A 17,627-nucleotide genomic window follows, 5' to 3' on the forward strand; every position below is an offset into this window, starting at 1 on the left:
CCCGCCGATGGCATAATGGCGGGTGCGTCGTTGTATCTGTCGAACGATTCGCCGTCGCCCCAACAACTCGCCCGAATAACAAGGAACGCCCATGTCCTCCAAGGTTCATGCCGCCGGCGCCTCGCTCGCGGCGCTGCTGGCCGCCGGCTCGCTCCAGGCCGACCAGACTCTGACCGTCTACACCTACGACTCCTTCGTCTCGGAGTGGGGCCCCGGTCCCGGCATCGAGGCAGCCTTCGAGGCGCGCTGCGGCGACTGTGACCTGGAGTTCGTGGCCCTGCCCGGCGGCGTCGACATCCTCCAGCGCCTGCGCCTGGAGGGCGAGGGTACCCGGGCGGATCTGGTGCTGGGCCTGGACATGAACCTGATGGCCGAGGCGCGGGCGCTGGACCTGCTGGCGCCCCACGGGGCCGACCTGGCGCCGCTGGCGCTCCCCATCGACTGGAGTGACGAGACCTTCCTGCCCTACGACTGGGGGCACTTCGCCTTCGTCTACGACTCCGAACAGCTCGAGACGCCGCCAGGCAGCTTCGCCGAGCTGCTCGAGGCCCCCGAGGACGTCAAGGTGATCCTCCAGGATCCGCGCACCAGCGTCACCGGCCAGGGGCTGATGCTGTGGATCAAGAAGCTCTACGGCGACCGGGCCCCCGAGGTCTGGGCGCGGCTCAACGAGCGGGTGCTCGCCGTCACCAACGGCTGGAGCCAGGCCTACTTCTCGCTGTTCATGAACGGCGAGGCGCCCATGGTGCTCTCCTATGCCACCTCGCCGGCCTACCACATGGCGGTGGAGGAGACCGACCGCTACCAGGCCGCCGTGTTCGAGGAGGGCCACTACCTGCAGGTCGAGACCGCCGCGATGCTGGCCAATACCGGCCAGCCCGAGCTGGCCCGGGAGTTCCTCGCCTTCATCCTGACGCCGGACTTCCAGCGTCACATTCCGCTGGGCAACGTCATGAACCCGGCCATCGACCTGGGCGATGAGCGGCCCGAGGTCTTCGACCGGCTGATCGAGCCCGAGAGCCTCACCTTCTCGCCCGAAGAGGTCCGCGCGCATCGCCGCGAGTGGATCCGCGAGTGGCTCAACGCCAGCGTCCGGTGAGCGGCGCGACCACTCCCCTGCGCTGGGCCAGCCGCTCGCGCTGGCCGCCGGGGCTCGGTCTCGCCGCCCTGGCGGCGGTGGCGGGGCTCGGGCTCGGCAGCCTCGGCGCGCTCTTGTGGCAGGCCCGGGGCGTGCATCCCGCGGCCCTCTGGCAGGAGCCGTGGCTCGCCGCGGTGCTGCGCTTCACCCTCTGGCAGGCGACCCTCTCGACCCTGCTGGCGGTGGGGCTCGCCGTGCCGGTGGCGCTGGCCCTGGCGCGGCGCCCGCGCTTCCCGGGGCGCGGCCTGCTGCTGCGGGCCATGGAGCTCTCGCTGGTGCTGCCCACGCTGATCGGCCTGTTCGGCCTGGTGGCCGTGCACGGCCGGCGCGGCTGGGCGGCACCGCTCTGGGAGGGGCTCGTCGGGTCGGAGTCGGGCTATCTCTACGGCCTCTCGGGCATCGTGCTGGCCCATGTCTTCTACAACCTGCCGCTCGCGGCCCGGCTGATGCTGCAGGCGCTGGAGACCGCGCCCGCGGCGCACTGGCGGCTCGCCTCCCAGCTGGGCCTGACCCGGGCGACGATCTGGCGCACGCTCGAGTGGCCGCGCCTCGCGCCGCTGCTGCCGCGGCTGGCGGCGCTGATCTTCACGCTCTGCTTCACCAGCTTCGCCATCGTCATGACCCTGGGCGGCGGCCCGCGCTCCTCGACCCTGGAGGTGGCGCTCTATCAGGCGCTGAAGTTCGATCATGACCTGGCGCTGGCGGCACTTCTGGCCCTGACCCAGCTGACCATCTGCCTGTCGCTGTGGCTGCTGGCGCTCTCCCGGGGCGGGGCGCCCTCGCTGGTGGTGGGCAGCGTCGCGCTGCCCACCGGCGGCCGCTGGCGCCGCCGCGATGCCCTGGGCCTCTCGCGGCTCACCGATGCGGTCTGGCTCACCGCACTGGCGGCGCTGCTGCTGCCGCCCCTCGCCGCCGTGGTGCTGGCGGGGCTCGCCGGGCTGCCGGAGCTGCCCCGCCAGGCGAGCCTGTGGGCCGCGGCGGCGCGCAGCCTGGTCATGGCGCTCGGCGCGGCGGCCGGGGCGCTGACCCTCGCGCTGTCCCTGCTCGCGGGCAGTCGCTGGCTCAAGGCGCGACGTCACGGCGCGGCGGCGCTGCTGATGGAGGGCGGCGGCCAGCTGATCCTGGTGATCCCCGCCCTGGTGCTCGGCACCGGGCTCTTCTTGCTGTTGCGCCCGACGCTCGGCAGCGGCTGGCAGGGCTATGGCCTGGTGGTGCTGGTCAATGCCTTCATGGCGCTGCCCTTCGCCATGCAGGTGGTGCGCGGGGCGCTGCCCGGACTCTCCGCCCCCGAGGAGCGCCTGGCCGACCAGTTCGGCATCCGCGGGCGCGTGCGGCTGCGCTGGCTGGTCTGGCCGCGGCTGCGTCGCCCCCTCGCCCTGGCGCTGGCCTACGCCATGACCCTGTCGCTCGGCGACTTCAGCGTGATCGCCCTGTTCGGCAGCCCCTCGGCGCCGACCCTGCCGATGCTGCTCTATCAGCAGCTCGGCGGCTATCGCTGGCAGGGCGCCGCCGCCACGGCGCTGCTGCTGCTGGCGCTGGTGGTGCTGGTGTTCGTGCTGCTGGGACTCTTGACCCGCCGCCCGCCCCGCTATCCCTGGAACCGTTTCGCCCGCGAGGAGCGTCATGCTCGAGTGCCGTGACCTGATCTTCCACTACGATCGCTTTGAGCCCGGCGAGACGCCGGACTTCTCCTTCAGCTTTCGGCTCGCCCCCGGCGAGTGCCTGTCGGTGGCGGGGCCCTCCGGGGCCGGCAAGAGCACTCTGCTCGGGCTGCTGGCGGGCTTTCTCGAGCCGGCCAGCGGCAGCCTGACCTGGCACGGCCAGGACCTGCTGGCGCGCCCGCCCTGGGAGCGCGGCATCACCACCGTCTTCCAGGAGCACAACCTCTTCGACCAGCTGCCGGTGTGGCTCAACGTCGGGCTGGGGCTGGCACCGGACATGCGCCTCACCCGAGAGCAGCGCGCAAGGGTGCAGGCGGGACTGGCCGAGGTGGGGCTCGCGGGACTGCACGACCGCCTGCCGGCGGAGCTCTCCGGCGGCCAGCGCCAGCGCGTGGCGCTGCTGCGGGCCCTGCTGCGCGCCTCCCCGATCCTGCTGCTCGATGAGCCCTTCTCGGGGCTCGATGAGGTGACCCGGTCGGGGCTCTGGGACCTGGTGCGCCGCCAGAAGGCGGCGGGCGCCGCGGTGCTGCTGGTCAGCCACGATCGCGACGACATCGAGGCGCTGGCCGATCGGTGCGCCCGGCTCGACTCCGGGCGGCTCGACTCCGGCCGGCTGCGGGTCGACGCCTCGGCGCAGGCCCGAGGCTCCTGAGGCGCTGGCCTGAGCGCCGGGCGCGTGACAAAATCCATTGTCTGGACACACGAGAACCGCCCCGGGCTCCTCGCACGCCGAGGAGGCGAGGGCGGCATGCACGAGAGAAGAAGAGGACACCATGCCCGAGTACCGCTCCCGCACCACCACCGCCGGTCGCAACATGGCCGGCGCCCGCGCCCTGTGGCGCGCCACCGGCATGAAGGACGAGGACTTCCACAAGCCGATCATCGCCGTGGCCAACTCCTTCACCCAGTTCGTGCCCGGCCACGTGCACCTGAAGGACATGGGCCAGCTGGTGGCCCGGGAGATCGAGAAGGCCGGCGGGGTGGCCAAGGAGTTCAACACCATCGCCGTGGACGACGGCATTGCCATGGGCCACGACGGCATGCTCTATTCGCTGCCGAGTCGCGACCTGATCGCCGACAGCGTCGAGTACATGGTCAACGCCCACTGCGCCGACGCCCTGGTGTGCATCTCCAACTGCGACAAGATCACCCCCGGGATGCTGATGGCCGCCATGCGCCTCAACGTGCCGGTGATCTTCGTCTCCGGCGGGCCCATGGAGGCAGGCAAGACCAAGCTGCTGGACCACGGCCTCGACCTGGTCGATGCCATGGTGATGGCCGCCGACGACAGCGTGGATGAGGCGACCCTCAACGAGGTCGAGCGCAGCGCCTGCCCGACCTGCGGCAGCTGCTCTGGCATGTTCACCGCCAACTCGATGAACTGCCTGACCGAGGCGCTGGGCCTGGCGCTGCCCGGCAACGGCACGGTGCTCGCCACCCACGCCGACCGTCGCCGGCTGTTCGAGAACGCCGGGCATCGCATCGTCGAGCTGGCCAAGCGCTATTACGAGGGTGACGAGGCGCACCTGCTGCCCCGCGCCATCGGCTCCAAGGCGGCGTTTCGCAACGCCATGACCCTGGACATCGCCATGGGCGGCTCCACCAACACCATCCTGCACCTGCTGGCCGCCGCCCAGGAGGCCGAGGTCGACTTCACCATGACCGATATCGATCGGTTGTCCCGCGAAGTCCCGCAGCTGTGCAAGGTGGCGCCCAACACCCAGAAGTACCACATCGAGGACGTGCATCGGGCCGGCGGCATCATGGCGATCCTCGGCGAGCTCGACCGCGCCGGCGTGCTCGATACCCGGGTGCCCACCGTTTACGGCGACAGCCTGGCGGCGGCGCTCGAGGAGTGGGACATCATGCGCTCGCCGAGTCCCGAGGTGGTGGAGTTCTTCCGCGCCGGCCCCGGCGGCATTCCGACCCAGACCGCCTTCTCCCAGAGTGCGCGCTGGCCGAGCCTCGACGGCGATCGCGCCACCGGCTGCATTCGCGATCTCGCGCACGCCTTCTCCCTGCAGGGCGGCCTCGCCGTGCTCAAGGGCAACATCGCCGTCGACGGCTGCGTGGTGAAGACCGCCGGTGTCGACGACGCCATCCTGGTCTTCGAGGGCCGCGCTCACGTGGTGGAGTCCCAGGACCAGGCGGTGGCGGACATTCTCGCCGACCGGGTCAGCGAGGGCGACGTGGTGGTGATCCGCTACGAGGGACCCAAGGGCGGCCCGGGCATGCAGGAGATGCTCTATCCGACCAGCTACCTGAAGTCCAAGGGGCTCGGCAAGGCGTGCGCGCTGCTCACCGATGGGCGCTTCTCCGGCGGCACCTCGGGGCTCTCCATCGGCCACGTCTCGCCGGAGGCGGCCGCGGGCGGCGCCATCGGCCTGGTGGAGAGCGGCGATCGCATCCGCATCGACATCCCCAACCGCACCATCGACGTGCTGCTCTCCGACGAACAGCTCGAGCTGCGTCGCGAGGCACAGGAGGCCCGCGGCCACGACGCCTGGAAGCCGAGCCTCCAGCGCGATCGCAAGGTCTCGGCCGCCCTCAAGGCCTATGCGCTGCTGGCGACCTCCGCCGACAAGGGGGCGGTGCGCGATCTGACCAAGCTGGACTAAGCTGGAAGGACTAGGCTGGAAACAGCAAAGCCCGCATGCGGCCCCCGGCCGGCGCCGGGGGCCGTATCACCAGCAGGGAAGCCAGCACGATGAAGACACAGACGGTAAGCGTCGGTCTGGTGGGTTACGGCATGGCCGGACGCACCTTTCATGCGCCGCTCATCCAGGCGGCGCCGGGTCTGGAGCTCAGCATCGTGGTCAGCGCGCATCCCGAGCGGGTCCAGGCCGATCATCCGACGGTCGAGGTGCTGCCCAAGCTTGCCCAGCTGCTGGCGCGCCGTGACATCGACCTGGTGGTGATCGCCACCCCCAACGAGACCCACTTCCCGCTGGCCAAGGCGGCCCTCAACGCCGGCAAGCACGTGGTGATCGACCAGCCCTTCAGCGTCACCGCCTCCGAGGCGCGCCTGCTCAAGGCGCAGGCCGATGGGGCGGATCGCCTGCTGAGCGTCTTCCACAATCGCCGCTGGGACAGCGACTTCCTGACCCTCAAGGCGCTGCTCGACGAGGGGACCCTGGGACGGGTGGTGGCCCTGGAGTCGCGCTTCGATCGCTTCCGCCCCCGGGTCACCGATCGCTGGCGCGACCGCCACAAGCCGGGCAGCGGCATCTGGTACGACCTGGGACCGCACCTGCTCGATCAGGTCCGTGAGCTCTTCGGCATGCCCCGGGCGATCCTGCTGGAGCTTGCCACCGCCCGCGAGGGGGCCGAGGTGGACGACGACTTCCTGGCCCTGCTGGAGTACGACCACCTGCGGGTGACCCTGCAGGCCAGCTCCCTGGTGGCCGAGCCGACGCCGCGCTTCCGGGTGCATGGCACCCGCGGCAGCTTTGTCAAGTACGGCCTGGACCCCCAGGAGGGCTGGCTCAAGGCGGGTCAGCCGCCGACGCCTGCTTGGGGCGTGGACCCCTCACCCGGCACCCTCACCCTCGATGAAGCGGGAGAGGAGGGCGGCGGCGAGCGCGAGACGGTGGCCCTGGCGAGTCGTGAGGCGCCGGCCGTGCCGGGGGACTACGGCACCTACTATGCCGGCATCGCCCGCACGCTGCTCGAGGGCACGCCGCCGCTTGTGACCGGCGAATCGGCCCTGGAGGTGATGGTCCTGCTGGAGACGGGGCTTGACAGCTATCGCCAGGGCCGCTGGGTGAAGCTCAAGGAGAGCGGCAGCAAGCTGCGCCGGCTGCACACTAGGTAACATTCGCCGTTCCCACCGCCAGGTGTCCGCCGCCCTGATCGACGCGACCGGGCGGTGTCGCCATGAGGCCGGCCGGGCTCACCAGAGTCCGGTGTCGTCGGGGGCTTCGCTGCGCAGCTTGTCCCTGGCGATGTAGAGCGCCGCGATGGCGCGAGCCTCGTGGAAGTCCTCCCTCGCCAGCAGCCCCGAGAGCTCGTCGATGGCGTGGGTTTCGACGATCAGCGGCTCCGGCTCGTCGCCGGGCAGGCGCTTCGGGTAGAGGTCGGTGGCGAGCAGCACCTGCATGCGGTGGCGCATGTAGTTGGGGGCCAGCGACAGCTCCACCAGCGGCTCGATGCGATGCGCGCCGAAGCCGCACTCCTCCATCAGCTCGCGGTTGGCCGCGGTGACGAGATCCTCGCCGGGATCGACCAGCCCCTTGGGCAGCGTCAGCACGTAGTCCTCGAAGCCGGCGGCGTACTCGCGGATCAGCAGCACGTGTTCCGGGTCCGGCATGGCCACGATCATCACGGCACCCACGCCCTGACCGGTACTGATCAGCCGCTCGAAGGTGCGCTCGGCGCCGTTGGCGAAGCGCAGGTCAAGCTCCTCCACGTGGAACAGGCGACTGCGCGCCACGCTGCGCCGGTCGAGGATGTGCGGCCGGGTGGGCCAGTGGCGTGAGCTATCGTGCGGGTCTGACATGGCAAGACTCCGTATGGCGGGAGCGTGTGGCATCGGCGCTGACGCGCGATATCCAAGGCCCGAAGGGCGGGCGTCGATATGCGTCATGCCTGGCGATTCGATACAATACTACGTCTCAACCGCCCCCGACTCACTCCCGGAGTAGCGATGATCGACTGGCGCGCCATCGATACCGTCCTGCTGGACATGGACGGCACCCTGCTGGACCTGCACTTCGACAGCCACTTCTGGCTCGAGCACCTGCCGCGGCGCTACGTCGAGCTGCACCGCCTGGACGAATCGACCCAGGAGGAGATTCGCGCGCGGATCATCCGTGAGCAGGGCACCCTCAACTGGTACAGCCTGGCCTACTGGAGCCGCGAGCTGGGGGTCGACGTGGTCGCCCTCAAGCGCGAGGTGCAGCACCTGATCGGCCTGCGCAGCGACGCTCTGGATTTCCTGCAGTGGCTGAAGGCGGCCCACCCGCGCGTCGTGCTGGCCACCAACGCCGACCGCGAGAGCCTGGCGCTCAAGCTGCCGCTGACCGGGCTCGAGGAGTACCTCGACGCCATCGTCTCCTCGGCGGATGTCGGCGTGCCGAAGGAGGAGCAGGCCTTCTGGTTCGCCCTCCAGGAGCTGGAACCCTTCGATCCGGAGCGGACGCTGTTCATCGACGACAACGCCGCGGTGCTCGAGAGCGCCCGCGAGTTCGGCATCCGCCACCTGCTGGGCATCCAGCAGCCCGACAGCCGACGACCCGAGAAGGAGCTCGAGGAGTTCATCGCCCTGGATCGCTTCGCCAGCCTGCTGCCCGAGGAGCGTCCGCCCGTCCCGGGAGATCGCCCTGAAGCAGGCTATGGAGAGCGCCATGGATAGCGTGCGGCTCGACAAGTGGCTCTGGGCGGCGCGCTTCTTCAAGACCCGGGCGCTCGCCAAGAAGGCCATCGAGGGCGGCAAGGTCCAGTACAACGCTGCCCGGGCCAAGACCAGCAAGGGCGTCGAGGTCGGCGCGCTGATCCGCGTTCCCCAGGGCTGGGACACCCTGGAGGTCGAGGTGGTGGACCTCTCCGGCCAGCGGCGCGGGGCCCCCGAGGCGCGTGCGCTCTACCGCGAGACCGCCGAGAGCGTGGCCCGCCGCGAGCGCGAGGCCGAGGCTCGGCGCCTGACCAATCAGGCCATGCAGCACCCGCTCAAGCGACCCGACAAGAAGCAGCGTCGTGAGATCAAGCGCTTCCAGGAACGCTCCGGCGAGTGAGCCGCCGCGCCGGGGCCTGCGCTCTCCATGAGCGCTGCGCCCTGAACTCGGCACCCTGATCTTGGTGCCTCGGTTTCGGCACCTCGATTTTGGCACCCCAGGGCCCGGCCGCACCGGTCTTTCACCCGACCGCCCTTGCTATTTACCCTTCAGGTTTCAGACGACATGAACGACCAGATCCAGCGTTTTCTCTTCGAGCGTACCAACGTGCGCGGCGAGATCGTCACCCTCGAGCGCGCCTATGCCGAGGTGCTCGAGCGTCACGAGTATCCCGCTGCGGTGAACCATCTGCTGGGCGAGCTGCTCTGTGCGGTGGCGCTGCTCACCGACACCGTCAAGCTCGACGGCACCCTGAGCATCGAGGTGCGCGGCCAGGGGGCCCTCTCCCTGCTGATGGCCGAATCCAATCCCGGCGGCGAGCTGCGCGCCATCGCCCGCCTGGATGAGGAGGCCGCGATTCCCGGCGACGCCGCCGGCTTCCGTGACCTGGTGGGTGAGGGGCAGATCATGATCACCCTCGACCCCACCGACGGCCACCGCTACCAGGGCATCGTGGCCCTGGAGCACGACAGCCTGGCGGGCTGCCTGGGCGCCTACTTCGCCCAGTCCGAGCAGCTGCCCACCCGGCTGTGGCTCAGCGCCGACGGCCAGCGGGCCGGCGGGCTCCTGCTGCAGCGCCTGCCCGACGAGTCGCTCAACCAGGACGACGACGCCTGGGAGCGCACCGTGCACCTGGCCGAGACGCTGAAGGACGAAGAACTGCTGGGTCTCGAGCCGCTCGAGGTGCTGCGTCGGCTCTATCATGAGGAGGAGGTGCGGGTCTTCGATCCCAAGGCGCTCTACTTCGGCTGCACCTGCTCTCGCGAGCGCATCGCCGGCGCCCTGCTGGGGCTGGGGGCGCAGGAGCTTCGCGAGGTGCTGGCCGAGCAGGGCGGCATCGAGACCCAGTGCCACTTCTGCCACACCCGCTACCCGTTTACTGCCGCCGAGATCGAGGCGATGCTGGACGATCCCCAGGGGCCGCCGCCGACGCTTCACTGAACGGGCGCCCGTCGGCGCCCTCCGTGCTGCAGAGCAGCATATGCAGTTGGAGTGGGCGGTAGTGAACGGCGCCGATGTAGTAGTAAAACTACAAGAACTCCGCCCAAGAACGGCGTTTCCCGGCGGCCGGCTTTTTGCCATAATGGCGCCGATTTTCTGGTTCGATCGCCAACGAACAGACGGGCACACCCCGCACGCGGCGATCTGGCACGACCCACGTTGCGTCACCGACGCCCGGCACACGAGAGAGAAGCGGCCGCAAGGCCCAGGAAACGACATGACCACGACTCAAGCCGCCCCCCAGCAAGCCGCCACTTCCCACGTCAACCTCTGCAGCGCCGAGCTGATCGAGCGGGCGGTGGCCAGTGGGGAAGGTCGCCTGGCCGCCAACGGTGCCCTGGTGGTGAACACCGGCGCGCGCACCGGTCGCTCCCCCAAGGACCGCTACATCGTCGACGAGCCGAGCACCAGCGGCCAGATCGACTGGGGCAGCGTCAACCGTCCCTTCCCGGCGGATCGCTTCGACGCGCTCTGGACCCGCGTCGAGGAGTACCTGGAAAGCGGCGAGTCCTATGTCTCCGAGCTGCACGTGGGCAGCGACCCGGTCCACCACCTGCCGGTGCGCGTCACCACCGAGACCGCCTGGCATAACCTGTTCGGCCGCACCATGTTCGTGCGCCCCGAGGCCTTCAACCCCTCGGCCAAGGACGAGTGGACCATCCTCAACGCGCCCTTCTTCGTGTGCGACCCGGCCCGGGACGGCACCAACTCCGAGGGCTGCGTGATCCTCAACTTCGCCCAGAAGAAGGTGCTGATCGCCGGCATGCGCTACGCCGGCGAGATGAAGAAGGCGATGTTCTCGGTGCTGAACTTCCTGCTGCCGGCCGCCGACGTGCTGCCGATGCACTGCTCCGCCAACGTGGGCGAGGACGGCAACACCACGCTGTTCTTCGGCCTCTCCGGCACCGGCAAGACCACCCTGTCCGCCGACCCGGCGCGTTTCCTGATCGGCGATGACGAGCACGGCTGGGGCCCGGGCACGGTCTTCAACTTCGAGGGCGGCTGCTACGCCAAGTGCATCGATCTGTCCGAGAAGAACGAGCCGATCATCTGGAACGCCATCAAGTTCGGCACCGTGCTGGAGAACGTGGTCCTCGACGACCGTCGCCAGCCGAACTACGCCGACGACAGCCTGACCCAGAACTCCCGCGCCGCCTACCCGCTGGAGCACGTCGAGAAGCGCGTGGCCGAGAACCGCGCCGACGAGCCCAACGCCATCGTCTTCCTGACCTGCGACATGAGCGGCGTGCTGCCGCCGGTCTCCGTGCTCTCCAAGGAAGCCGCGGCCTACCACTTCCTCTCAGGCTACACCGCCAAGGTCGGCTCCACCGAGGTCGGCTCCTCGGCCGGCCTCGAGGCGACCTTCTCCACCTGCTTCGGCGCGCCGTTCTTCCCGCGTCCGGCACGCGAGTACGCCGATCTGCTGATCCGCCGCGTGGCCGAGCAGGATGCCCAGGTCTACCTGGTCAACACCGGCTGGACCGGCGGTGCCTACGGCGAGGGCGGCTCGCGCTTCTCCATCCCGACCACCCGCGCCATCATCAGCGCCATCCAATCCGGCGTGCTGCGCGACGTTGAGACCCGCATGGTGGACGGCCTGAACCTGGCCGTGCCCACCGCCGTGCCGGGCGTCGACTCCAGCCTGCTCGACCCGCGTGAGACCTGGGAAGACCAGGCCGCCTACGATCGCCACCTGGGCGAGCTGGTCGCCAAGTTCGTCGACAACTTCAAGAAGTTCGACGGCGTCAACGACGCCATCGTCAAGGCCGGCCCCCGCCTGATCTGAGGCGGGTCGGGGAGAACCCCAACGCCCGAGACCTGTCCGAGAGGGGGAAGCCAAGGCTTCCCCCTCTTTTTCGGTGTAAGGAAACCGGGGAAGAGCACGACACAGACCACACCCCGTTGATGGGAGAGTGACCATGAAACGACGCAACGTCCTGGGTCTGCTGGGACTCGGCGGACTGTCGACCCTGGCCCCGGGCCTGGTTCTGGCGCGGCCCAAGCCCGACCTCGCGCGCGCCGACGACATCGAGGTGCTGGAGCTCTCCGAGGCCGAGTGGCGCGAGCGGCTCACCGACGCCCAGTTCGAGATCCTGCGCGAGGCGGGCACCGAGCCGGCCTTCTCGAGCCCGCTGGACGAGGAGACCCGCGCAGGCGAGTTCCGCTGCGCGGGCTGCGAGCTGCTGCTCTTCACCAGCGACATGAAGTACGACTCCGGCACTGGCTGGCCGAGCTTCTTCGAGCACGTCGAGGGCCACCTGCTGACCAGCGTCGACTACTTCCTGGTCTTCCCGCGCACCGAATACCACTGCGCCCGCTGCGGTGGTCACCAGGGGCACATCTTCGAGGACGGCCCCGAGCCGACCGGCCTGCGCTGGTGCAACAACGGCCTGGCGCTGCGATTCGTCCCCGTCTGAACCCCGAGTGTGATACCTTGTCGTGATCGTCTGGACGTTTGATTGCCAAGGATTTCATGGACGCACACGACAAGATCATCGCCCGCCTCGCCGAGGAACTCGCCGTTCGTCCGCCGCAGGTCTCGGCCACGGTGGAGCTGCTGGATGGCGGGGCCACCGTGCCCTTCATCGCCCGCTACCGCAAGGAGGTCACCGGCGGGCTGGATGACATCCAGCTGCGCCAGCTCCACGAGCGGCTCGCCTACCTGCGCGAGCTCGAGGAGCGCCGCGGTGCGGTGCTCGCTGCCATCGACGAGCAGGGCAAGCTGACCGACGCCCTGGCCGCCAGCATCCGCGCCGCCGACACCAAGCAGCGCCTGGAAGACCTCTACCTTCCCTACAAGAAGAAGCGGCGCACCAAGGCGCAGATCGCCCGCGAGGCGGGGCTCGAGCCGCTGGCCGAGGCGCTGCTGGCCGACCCGAGCCTGGCTCCCGAGGCCGAGGCGGCCCGCTATCTGCGTGCCGCGGAGGGTGACATCCCCGCCGTGGAGGACGCCAAGGCGGCCCTGGATGGCGCCAAGCAGATCCTCATGGAGCGCTTCGCCGAGGACCCCGAACTGGTGGGGCGCCTGCGCGAGCGGCTGTGGAGCGAGGGCGAGCTCTCGGCTCGGCTGATCGCCGGCAAGGAGCAGGAGGGCGCCAAGTTCTCCGACTACTTCGAGCACGACGAGACGCTCGCCAAGGTGCCGTCGCATCGCGCCCTGGCGATGTTCCGCGGCCGCAACGAGGGCGTGCTGGCGCTGACCCTGCGCCTGCCGGGCGAGGACGAGGCGCCGATCCATCCGGCCCAGGTGGCCATCGCCAAGCACTTCGAGATCAGCAACCAGGATCGTCCCGCCGATCGCTGGCTCGCCGAGGTGGTGCGCTGGACCTGGCGGGTCAAGCTCTACACCCACCTCGAGACCGAGCTGATGGGGCGGCTGCGCGAGCGCGCCGAGCTGGAGGCCATCGAGGTCTTCGCCGCCAATCTCAAGGACCTGCTGCTGGCCGCCCCGGCGGGCCAGAAGGCGACGCTGGCCATCGATCCCGGTCTGCGCACCGGCTGCAAGGTGGCGGTGGTCGACGCCACCGGCCAGTTCCTCGAGCACGCCACCATCTATCCCCATGCGCCCCGCAACGCCTGGGCGGCCTCGCTGGCCGAGCTGGCGCGGCTCGTCAAGAAGCACGACGTGGCGCTGATCGCCGTGGGCAACGGCACCGCCAGCCGCGAGACCGATCGCCTGGCCGGCGAGCTGGTCAAGGCCATGGCCGAGACGCACCGGCTCGCCAAGGTGATGGTCAGCGAGGCGGGCGCCTCGGTCTACTCCGCCTCGGAATACGCCTCCCGGGAGTTCCCGGACCTCGATGTCAGCATCCGTGGCGCGGTCTCCATCGCCCGGCGCCTGCAGGACCCGCTGGCCGAGCTGGTCAAGATCGAGCCCAAGTCCATCGGCGTGGGCCAGTATCAGCACGACGTCTCCCAGCTGCAGCTCTCCAAGAGCCTGGAGGCGGTGATCGAGGACTGCGTCAACGCCGTGGGGGTGGATCTCAACACCGCCTCGAGCGCCTTGCTCTCCCGGGTCGCCGGCCTCAACGCGGCGCTGGCCGACAACATCGTCGCCCGGCGCAACGCCGAGGGCGCCTTCACCAGCCGCCGCGCACTGCTCGATGTCAGCCGCCTGGGGCCCAAGACCTTCGAGCAGTGCGCGGGCTTCTTGCGCATCATGAACGGCGACAACCCGCTGGACGCCAGCGCCGTGCACCCCGAAGCCTATCCGCTGGTGGAGCGCATCGCGAAGCGCAGCGGTCGCGAGCTGGCCGGGCTGATCGGCGACAGCGCCACCCTCAAGTCGCTCAAGCTGGCCGACTTCGCCGACGAGCGCTTCGGCGTGCCCACCGTCAGCGACATCCTCGCCGAGCTCGACAAGCCGGGCCGCGACCCGCGCCCTGAGTTCAAGGCGGCCGAGTTCCGCGAGGGCGTCGAGACCCTCAAGGACCTCGAGCCGGGCATGATCCTCGAGGGCAGCGTGACCAACGTCACCCACTTCGGCGCCTTCGTCGACATCGGCGTGCACCAGGATGGCCTGGTGCACATCTCGGCGCTTTCCGAGCGCTTCGTCGAGGATCCGCGCAGCGTGGTCAAGGCCGGCGATATTGTCCGGGTCAAGGTGATGAGCGTGGACCTTCCTCGCTCGCGCATCGGCCTGACCATGCGGCTGAGCGATCAGCCGGAAGAGGCCCAGGGCGATGACCGGCCCGCCGCCAAGGCCCGCCGCAGCGGCGGCGAGGCGCGCGGCAAGGGGGGGCGCGACAAGGCGCCGGAGCAGGGCGGCCAGATGGGCGCTCTGGGTGCGGCGCTCTTGAAGGCCAAGAAGGGTCGCTGAGCGTGACGCGCCGCCTTGCCCGACGCGCCGCTTCCCTTGAAGCCCTTGAAGCCTCAACCGGCGGCGCCCTAATCTGATGCTTGTCGGGCGCCCGGGCGCCCGCCTTTTCCATATGGTGACCAACTTGTCCGAATCGCTTATCGCCCGCGTCGATCGACTCAAGGGGCTGGCCGACCAGGGTCGCGTCGGCCGACTGCGTCGCGGCATCGAGAAGGAGGGGCTGCGCGTCGACGGCGAGGGGCGCATCGCCGCCACGCCGCATCCGGCCGCCCTGGGGTCCAAGCTGACCCATCCTCACATCACCACCGACTACTCCGAGGCGCTGCTGGAGTACATCACGCCGGTCTACTGTCGTCCGGGCGATGCCATGGCCTTCCTCGCCGACCTGCACCGTTTCAGCTACCGCCACCTGGGCGGTGAGCTGATCTGGCCGGCCAGCATGCCGGCGCGGCTCGACGGCAACGACAGCGTGCCCATCGCCGACTTCGGCGACTCCAACATCGGCGTGATGAAGACCGTCTATCGCAAGGGGCTGGATCTGCGCTACGGGCGGATCATGCAGTCCATCGCCGGGGTGCACTACAACGTCTCGCTGCCCGACGATCTCTGGCAGCTGCTGCGCGAGCTCGAGGGCGACACCGACACGCCGCTCGAGGACTACCGCTCGGCGCGCTACTTCGGCCTGATCCGCAACTTCCGTCGTCACAGCTGGCTGCTGCTCTACCTGTTCGGCGCCTCGCCGGCGCTCGATCGCAGCTTCCTCCCCGACAGCCGGGTGCCCGAGAAGCTCGCGCCTCATGGCGACAGCACCCTGGTGTCGCGCCATGCCACCAGCCTGCGCATGTCGGACCTGGGCTATCAGAACAAGGTCCAGGAGCAGCTCAAGATCTGCTTCAACTCGCTCTCCAACTACGTCAACACCCTGCGTCATGCCATCGCCACCCCCTGGCAGGACTATCGCCGGCTGGGCGTGAACGAGGCGGGCGAGTGGCGCCAGCTCAACGCCAACATCCTGCAGATCGAGAACGAGTACTACAGCGATATCCGCCCCAAGCGGGTGGCGCGTCACGACGAGACCCCCAGCCAGGCGCTGGAGGCCCGCGGCGTCGAGTACATCGAGGTGCGCTGCCTGGATCTCAATCCCTTCTTGCCGCTGGGCGTCGACGAGACCCAGATACGCTTCCTCGACACCTTCCTGATGTGGTGCCTGCTCAGCGAGAGCCCGTGGATCCCCGACGACGAGTGCGATCGGCTGGACGACAATCGTCGCCTGGTGGTCGAGCGCGGCCGGGACCCGGCGCTGCGCCTGCTGCAGGATGGCCGGCATCGCTCCATCGCCGACTGGGGCGGCGAGATCCTCGCCGAGATGGCCCCGGTGGCCGAGCTGCTCGACCGGCTGGAGGAGGGCGCGCCCCACGGCGAGGCCCTGGCCGCGCTGACGCCGCGTCTGGAGGATCCGGCCCTGACGCCCTCCGGGCGGCTGCTCGATCGGCTCGAGTCGACCGGCGAGTCCTTCCTCGAGGCGATGCTCGGCCTCGCTCGGGAGCAGGCCGAGGGCTTTCGCGACACCCCCATGGACCCGGCCCGGGAGGCGCTGTTCGACGACCTGGTGGCGAGCTCCCGCGACCAGCAGGCGGACCTCGAGGCCGCCGACGAGGAGACCTTCGACACCTTCCTGGCCCGCTACTTCGAGCGCGCCCGGGAGGTCCGGAGCATCACCCCGCTGTCGACGGAGGAGCGTTCATGATCGACGATCTGCGAGGCCTGGACGTGCGCGCCTGGAGCCTCGCCGGGCTCGCCTTCTGCGTGCTGATGATGGGCGTGGCCCTGGTGCTCGAGCACCTCGTCGGCCTGGAGCCCTGTCCGCTGTGCATCCTCCAGCGGGTGGCGGTGCTGGCCGCCGCTGCGGTGTTCCTGGTAGCCGCGGTGCATAACCCCGTCGGGCGGCTGTGGGCCGCGCTCTACGGCCTGCTGTCGCTTGGCGCCGTGGGCGGTGGCATCGCCGTGGCGGGGCGCCACCTGTGGCTGCAGTCGCTGCCGGCGGATCAGGTGCCGAGCTGCGGCCCGGGGCTCGACTACATGATGGAGATCCTGCCCTGGCAGCAGGTGCTCTCCCGGGTGCTCTCCGGCTCCGGGGAGTGCGCCGAGATCAGCTTTCGCCTGCTCGGCCTCTCGCTGCCCGGCTGGACCCTGATCGGTTTCCTGATCCTGGCGCTGGCCCCGCTGGGCCTGCTGCTGCTGGCCAACCGGCCCCGTTCCGGCTACCACTGGTCGGGCTAGGCGAGCACCGTGGGCTATTCCCACCTGGCCACCCAGGAGGAGATCGACCGGGCCTATGACCCCATGCGGGGCCGCGATGGCGCGGCCCTGATCGCCGACTGGCGGGCGCGCAGCGCCCGTTCTCGCGAACGCCTGCGCCTGATTCCCGACGTGGCCTACGGGCCGACGCTGGCCGAGCGGATGGACGTCTTCGAAAGCGGCGTCGAGGGCGGCCCGGTGCACCTGTTCTTCCATGGCGGCTACTGGCGCGCACTGAGCCACGCCGAGTTCGGCTTCGTCGCCGATGGCCTGGTGGCCGCGGGCATCACCGTGGCGGTGGTCAACTACGCGCTCTGCCCAGAGGTGCGCTTCGGCGAGATCGTCCGCCAGAGCCGCGCGGCGGTGGCCTGGATGCATCGCCACGGCGCCTCGCTGGGCGTGGACCCGAGCCGGCTCAGCGTCTCCGGCCACTCCGCGGGCGGACACCTCTGTGCCATGCTGCTCGCCACCCGCTGGCAGGAAGCGTATGGCCTGCCCGATGCGCTGATCCGCGGCGCCCTCTCGATCAGTGGCCTATACGACCTGGCGCCCTTTCCCTGGTCGTGGCTGCAGCCCAAGCTCCAGCTCACCGGTCGCGACGTCCAGGACTATAGCCCCCTGCGTCAGCCCTGTCGGGTGCCGGCCCGGGTGCGGCTGGTCGCCGGGGGCGAGGAGTCCGAGGCGTTCGCCGGCCAGATGCAGGCCCAGGCCGAGCACCTGAGACAGCAGGGGCGTCAGGTGACCAGTGAACTGCTCCCCGGTGACGATCACTTCTCGCTACTCGACCACTATCGCCCCGGCGGGCGCTTCGTCGACGAGATCGTCGCCTTCCACCGCTGAGGGCCACGCCCGATGCGCGGCCCCCGGGCTAGCCCCCA

15 protein-coding genes are annotated in these 17,627 nt (G+C 69.9%); 14 read left to right on the forward strand and 1 reads right to left on the reverse strand.

The window, feature by feature from the left end:
• The first annotated feature begins 91 nt into the window (after positions 1 to 91).
• The 5 genes from thiB to ABE957_RS16950 all read left to right on the forward strand — a co-directional run bounded on the left by thiB (position 92) and on the right by ABE957_RS16950 (position 6,613).
• Positions 92 to 1,099 (forward strand): thiamine ABC transporter substrate binding subunit, encoded by a 1,008-nt coding sequence (thiB, locus tag ABE957_RS16930; protein WP_349759843.1) that lies wholly within the window; start codon positions 92 to 94, stop codon positions 1,097 to 1,099.
• Positions 1,075 to 2,778, forward strand: coding sequence for a thiamine/thiamine pyrophosphate ABC transporter permease (thiP, locus tag ABE957_RS16935; RefSeq protein ID WP_349759844.1), 1,704 nt, complete (start codon positions 1,075 to 1,077; stop codon positions 2,776 to 2,778). Before thiB ends, thiP begins: the two co-directional genes overlap by 25 nt.
• Entirely contained in the window at positions 2,762 to 3,451 is a 690-nt protein-coding gene (locus ABE957_RS16940; protein WP_349759845.1) for a thiamine ABC transporter ATP-binding protein, read from the forward strand. Before thiP ends, ABE957_RS16940 begins: the two co-directional genes overlap by 17 nt.
• 121 nt (positions 3,452 to 3,572) lie before the next feature.
• A complete protein-coding gene (gene ilvD / locus ABE957_RS16945; protein ID WP_349759846.1) occupies positions 3,573 to 5,417 on the forward strand; it encodes a dihydroxy-acid dehydratase in 1,845 nt (614 codons plus the stop codon).
• Between the two features lie 89 nt (positions 5,418 to 5,506).
• Entirely contained in the window at positions 5,507 to 6,613 is a 1,107-nt protein-coding gene (locus ABE957_RS16950; RefSeq protein ID WP_349759847.1) for an oxidoreductase, read from the forward strand.
• A gap of 78 nt (positions 6,614 to 6,691) precedes the next feature.
• Here the strand turns inward: ABE957_RS16950 and nudE are convergent, their stop codons facing one another.
• Entirely contained in the window at positions 6,692 to 7,297 is a 606-nt protein-coding gene (gene nudE, locus ABE957_RS16955; RefSeq protein ID WP_349759848.1) for an ADP compounds hydrolase NudE, read from the reverse strand.
• A gap of 147 nt (positions 7,298 to 7,444) precedes the next feature.
• Here nudE and yrfG point away from each other — a divergent pair, with 147 nt between their 5' ends.
• From yrfG to ABE957_RS17000, 9 genes are all read left to right on the forward strand, one after another.
• Entirely contained in the window at positions 7,445 to 8,152 is a 708-nt protein-coding gene (yrfG, locus tag ABE957_RS16960) for a GMP/IMP nucleotidase (protein WP_349759849.1), read from the forward strand.
• Positions 8,145 to 8,531, forward strand: a complete 387-nt coding sequence (locus ABE957_RS16965; protein ID WP_349759850.1) for an RNA-binding S4 domain-containing protein — start codon at positions 8,145 to 8,147, stop codon at positions 8,529 to 8,531. Before yrfG ends, ABE957_RS16965 begins: the two co-directional genes overlap by 8 nt.
• A gap of 165 nt (positions 8,532 to 8,696) precedes the next feature.
• Entirely contained in the window at positions 8,697 to 9,572 is an 876-nt protein-coding gene (hslO, locus tag ABE957_RS16970) for an Hsp33 family molecular chaperone HslO (RefSeq protein ID WP_349759851.1), read from the forward strand.
• Positions 9,573 to 9,849: 277 nt separating this feature from the next.
• Positions 9,850 to 11,418 carry a phosphoenolpyruvate carboxykinase gene (locus tag ABE957_RS16975; RefSeq protein ID WP_349759852.1) on the forward strand — a complete coding sequence of 523 codons (1,569 nt, stop codon included), beginning with the start codon at positions 9,850 to 9,852 and terminating at the stop codon, positions 11,416 to 11,418.
• Between the two features lie 133 nt (positions 11,419 to 11,551).
• Positions 11,552 to 12,049 carry a peptide-methionine (R)-S-oxide reductase MsrB gene (gene msrB / locus ABE957_RS16980; RefSeq protein WP_349759853.1) on the forward strand — a complete coding sequence of 166 codons (498 nt, stop codon included), beginning with the start codon at positions 11,552 to 11,554 and terminating at the stop codon, positions 12,047 to 12,049.
• Between the two features lie 56 nt (positions 12,050 to 12,105).
• Positions 12,106 to 14,451 carry a Tex family protein gene (locus tag ABE957_RS16985; RefSeq protein ID WP_349759854.1) on the forward strand — a complete coding sequence of 782 codons (2,346 nt, stop codon included), beginning with the start codon at positions 12,106 to 12,108 and terminating at the stop codon, positions 14,449 to 14,451.
• 112 nt (positions 14,452 to 14,563) lie between these two features.
• Positions 14,564 to 16,198, forward strand: a complete 1,635-nt coding sequence (gene gshA, locus ABE957_RS16990) for a glutamate--cysteine ligase (RefSeq protein ID WP_349759855.1) — start codon at positions 14,564 to 14,566, stop codon at positions 16,196 to 16,198.
• Complete coding sequence (locus tag ABE957_RS16995) at positions 16,195 to 16,731, forward strand: disulfide bond formation protein B (protein WP_349759856.1); 537 nt, start codon at positions 16,195 to 16,197, stop codon at positions 16,729 to 16,731. Before gshA ends, ABE957_RS16995 begins: the two co-directional genes overlap by 4 nt.
• A 9-nt stretch (positions 16,732 to 16,740) precedes the next feature.
• Complete coding sequence (locus ABE957_RS17000) at positions 16,741 to 17,589, forward strand: alpha/beta hydrolase (RefSeq protein ID WP_349759857.1); 849 nt, start codon at positions 16,741 to 16,743, stop codon at positions 17,587 to 17,589.
• Positions 17,590 to 17,627 lie beyond the last annotated feature (38 nt).

It is taken from the genome of Halomonas pelophila (assembly GCF_040196315.1).
Classification (GTDB): domain Bacteria; phylum Pseudomonadota; class Gammaproteobacteria; order Pseudomonadales; family Halomonadaceae; genus Halomonas; species Halomonas pelophila.